This window comes from Streptosporangium subroseum (genome assembly GCF_900188345.1).
Taxonomy (GTDB): domain Bacteria; phylum Actinomycetota; class Actinomycetes; order Streptosporangiales; family Streptosporangiaceae; genus Streptosporangium; species Streptosporangium subroseum.
In genome coordinates, this window is record NZ_FZOD01000143.1 from 1 (window position 1) to 3,992 (window position 3,992).

The 3,992-nt window shown below is 68.1% G+C and carries 1 protein-coding gene; it reads right to left on the minus strand.

All coding sequences use genetic code 11. The annotated features are described in order from the left end of the window. Window positions 1-210: 210 nt before the first annotated feature. Entirely contained in the window at window positions 211-3,450 is a 3,240-nt protein-coding gene (locus tag CHC08_RS47580) for an OmpL47-type beta-barrel domain-containing protein (RefSeq protein ID WP_089213932.1), read from the minus strand. Window positions 3,451-3,992 lie beyond the last annotated feature (542 nt).

The following is a 3,992-nucleotide window of genomic DNA, read 5'->3' on the forward strand; positions in this document are numbered from 1 at the left end:
CCGGGGACGCGGAGGGGCTCGATCGTCACCGAGACCTCGACGCCTTCGGGGTCGGGTTCGTCGGCCGCCATCGCGGGACCGGCCAGGCCGGCCAGCGCGAGAGCGAGCACGGACGCGGCGAGCACCTGAGCGGTTTTCATATGGTTACTCCACTTATGAGGGGTGGGGTGGTGGCCCCGGCGCGTGCACCGGGGCCACCAGTGGGCCGGGTCAGCCGCAGCTGATCGCGGGGTGAGAGGCGTCGTAGGACGAGGTGACCTGCCGGTCACCGATCGTCGCGGCGCCCGTCACGTTCACCGTTCCGGCGGCGAGCTGCCCGGTGCGGGCGTTGAAGGACTGGTACGCCTGCTTGCCCGGGGTGACGTCGGCCACGGTCCTGGAACCGTAGAGGGTCGACAGCGTCACGTTCACCGGCACGGAGGCGTCGTTGACGGCCGCGACCGCCACGTACGCCGACGTGTCCACGCAGCGGGCCTGGGCGGTCACGGTCATCGCGATCTCCGGAGCGACCTGCACCGTGACGGCCTTGCTCTCCTCGACGTTGCCGGCCTTGTCGGTCGAACGGAACCGCAGCTCGTGCTCGCCCTGGCCGGAGACGGTGACCGTACCGGCGCTGGGGGTCCAGGCGCCGCCGTCCAGGGAGTGCTCGGTGCCTGCCACGCCGGACGTCTCGTCCGTCGCGGAGAGGGTCACCGGCACACCGCCGTTGCTCGCCGCACCGACCGCGGCGGTCGTCACCGGCGCGATCGTGTCCACCTTGACGGTCAGCGTCTTGGCAGCCTCGACGTTGTTCGCCGAGTCGACGGAGCGGTAGGCCAGCGTGTGCGAGCCGTTCCCGGTGATGGCGATCGGCGCGGTGTACTTGGTCCAGGCGCCGCCGTCGAGCTGGTACTCGGTACGGTCGATCTTGCGCTCCCCGGGGGCCGCGGACAGCGTGACCGACACCGGACCGGTGAACCAGCCACTGGCCGGCTCGGCCGGGGCGGTCGTCGCGGTCGTCACCGGCACCGCCTTGACCTCCACGGTCTCCTTTTTGTAGTTCTGACCGCTGCCGTTCGGCTGGTAGCCGTTCTCGACGTTGCCGGCGATGTCGACGGAGAACCAGGACACCTCGGTGGTCTTGTCGACCGTGATCTGCTGCGCGCCCTCACGCATGTTCGCCGACACCAGCTTGGGCGAGTTCAGCGTCGGCCGGCTGCCGTCCAGCGTGTAGTACACGTTGGCGGGCTCGTCGGTCCTGAAGGTGAACGCGGAGGAGCCGGCGTTCTTGGCGGTGACCTTCAGTTTCGACTCGGGCAGATCGCGGTCCTCGGTGAAGGCGCGGGCGACCTCGAGGATGGCGATCTGGCCGTTGGTGAACTCCATCGCCTCCTCGTGTCCCTCGCTGAAGGGCGGCTGGAAGCCGACCGCGGTGAACCGCTTGGTGACGGGGTTGTACAGGTCCGCGCCGACCTCGAAGTCCCAGCCGATGATCCCCCGGTTGAACCAGTGCTCGTCCGCGCTGTTGCCGGCCGCCGAGTACAGCACGTCCGGGACCGGACCGGTACGGCCCGGCCAGATCGCCGTGCCGCGGTAGTCCTGCACCGCGGACAGGATGTGGTCGGAGGCCTCCCAGAAATAGTTCTCGGTGCCGTAGTCGACCCGCGGCAGCAGCTCGCGCCCGGCCGACTTGTACGCACCCGGAGGCCACATGAAGTAGCCGCCGTAGGAGTGGGTGTTCATCGCGAACTTGATGTTGGGGTACTGCTGGGTGAGCCACACCTCGTTGCGGCTCTCCGGCTCCGACAGCTCGCCGGGACCCGCGTAGGTCTCACCGGTGCAGGTCGCCGAGGCGCCGCTGTACCCGTCGAAGAGGGAGCCGACCGAGAAGTTCCGGTTCAGGTCCACACCCCAGGCGTTGCGGTTCGCGGGGTCGGCCGCGGTGGCTGCGCAGTGGTTGGTCATGTTCTTGCGCTGCATGTTGTAGTCGTACATCGAGTAGTGCGAACCGTCGGGGTTGGCGGTCGGCAGCAGGAAGATGTCGAGGTTGTCCACGAGCTTCTTGGTCGCCTTGTCCTGCGCGTAGTTGCGCAGCAGCCGCTCGGCGGTCTCCACGCAGGTCAGCGGGGTCACCCACTCACGGGCGTGCTCCTGGCAGTACAGGAACACCCCGACCTTGGAACCGTCCCGATTCTTGCCGATGCGCAGGGCCTTCATCTGGAACGGTGCGCGTGACACGCTTGCCGGTGCCTTGAGGAAGTCGGTCAGCCTGGTCGCCGGCGCCGCGGCCACCACACCCGCGCCCGCGTTGCCGCGATAGGTGCTCGCCGTCACCAGCGTCGACGCCGCCGGGCTGGCGTTGACGGCGTCCACCACCTGCTTGGCGGTGCTGGTGATCGCGCCCGCCGCGTTGGTGGCCAGGTTGACCACGATGTCCTTGCCGTTGACCCCGACCGACAGCGGGGAGTCGGCGGCATCCGGTTTGACCAGCGCCGCGGTGACGTCGTTGCCGCCCTCGCTGCCGTAGGCCTTGGAGCTCAGGTAGACGATGGCGGCCGATCCCGTGCCGAACTGCGCCTGGGCGAGCCTGCGGTAACCGTTCGTCTTGTACGGCAGATCGACGATCTCCGCCGTCGCCGGGAACTCCGCGGCCAGACCGACGATTCGGTCGGTGACCTCGGTCGCGTCCATGTAGTGGTCGACGAAGTCGGAGACGTAGTGCGGTCGCGGTGCCTTGCGCGGCGCCCCCAGCCACTTGGCCGCCTCCGCCGTCACCGAACCGCCGCGGCTGCTGGTGATCGTGACCTTGGCCGGCTCCTGGTCGATCGCGAGCGGCGAGGTGAACCGGTGGTACATGTACTGACCGGCGTCGGTGAACCGCGACATCGTCGCCGTGCCGCCCGAGTCGGGGGCGGTGTTCTTGCCGCTGTCCCAGGTGGCGGTGAGCACGGTCTGCGCGTCGGTCGCGCTCGACTTCACCTCGACCGACAGGAAGCGCTGGTTGTCCACGCTGGTGAACCACTCCGCGCGGAGCACCGTCAGCTTGTCGGTCTCGGCCTCGGCCACGGCCTCCCTCGCCAGGGCCTGGCCCCGCTCTACCTTGTTGGCGGCGAAGTCGCTCTCGTCGGAGATGACGCCACGGAGATCGAAGCCCTGGTCCCGGAGACGGTCGGCCTCCTGGGGGCTGAGGATGGCGTGCACCTCGATGCCGTCATCCACGGGCTTCTTGTATTCGGCCAGGTCGACGCCCATATCGGCCAGCCGGTCCACATCGGCCTGGTCTGGTACGACGATCCGGATCAGGGCGACGCCGTTCTGGTCGGTGGCGGGCAGACGGTCGGGGGCCACGTCGCTCACCGGCGGAGGGCTCGGGTCGGCGAGCGCCGGAAGTGTGCTGACAGCGATCGCCAGGGGTAGTGCGAGCACAACGGCGAATCGGCGAACTCTGCTGCTGTTGGCAGCGCGTCTCATTGACGTTCCTCCATCTGCGTGGGCCAGGCGGGGGGTCGGCCTGGCAGGGCGCACGCAAGTCGAGGGAAGTCTTTTGCAACGGTCCGTTTTCCGTCAAGCGATCACTTTTACCGTTTAAGGCATGTTTCGGTAACGGTCTTATTTCTCGGTATTTTTAGGGATGTATCGTCCTATTTCGCCCCCATAGTTCCGTACCAAATTCCGTGGAACCGGGGATTGAGCGGACGGCGGCTCCGATGGAGCCGGGGAGCTGGGAGCTCCACCGGAGCCGAGTTGTGACACGCCCGTCTACCAGCGGGTCTTCGTACCTGCCGGAAGGCCGGCAGGTACGAAGCCGGTCGTCACCTGGTGGTGTGTCGGTGGTGGGGGAAGTGCCCGGCTCTCCTCGTCACGACGACGGTGAACGTGGTCTCGCCACAGCGGGCGGGGGCGTTTGGCCCCGTTGGGTCACTGGTTGAACAGTGAGAGGGTCAGGGTCGAGTGGTACTCCCCGGCGGCGACGTCGACCGGGGTGCGCAGGGCGAGGTCGGCGTTGACCTTGT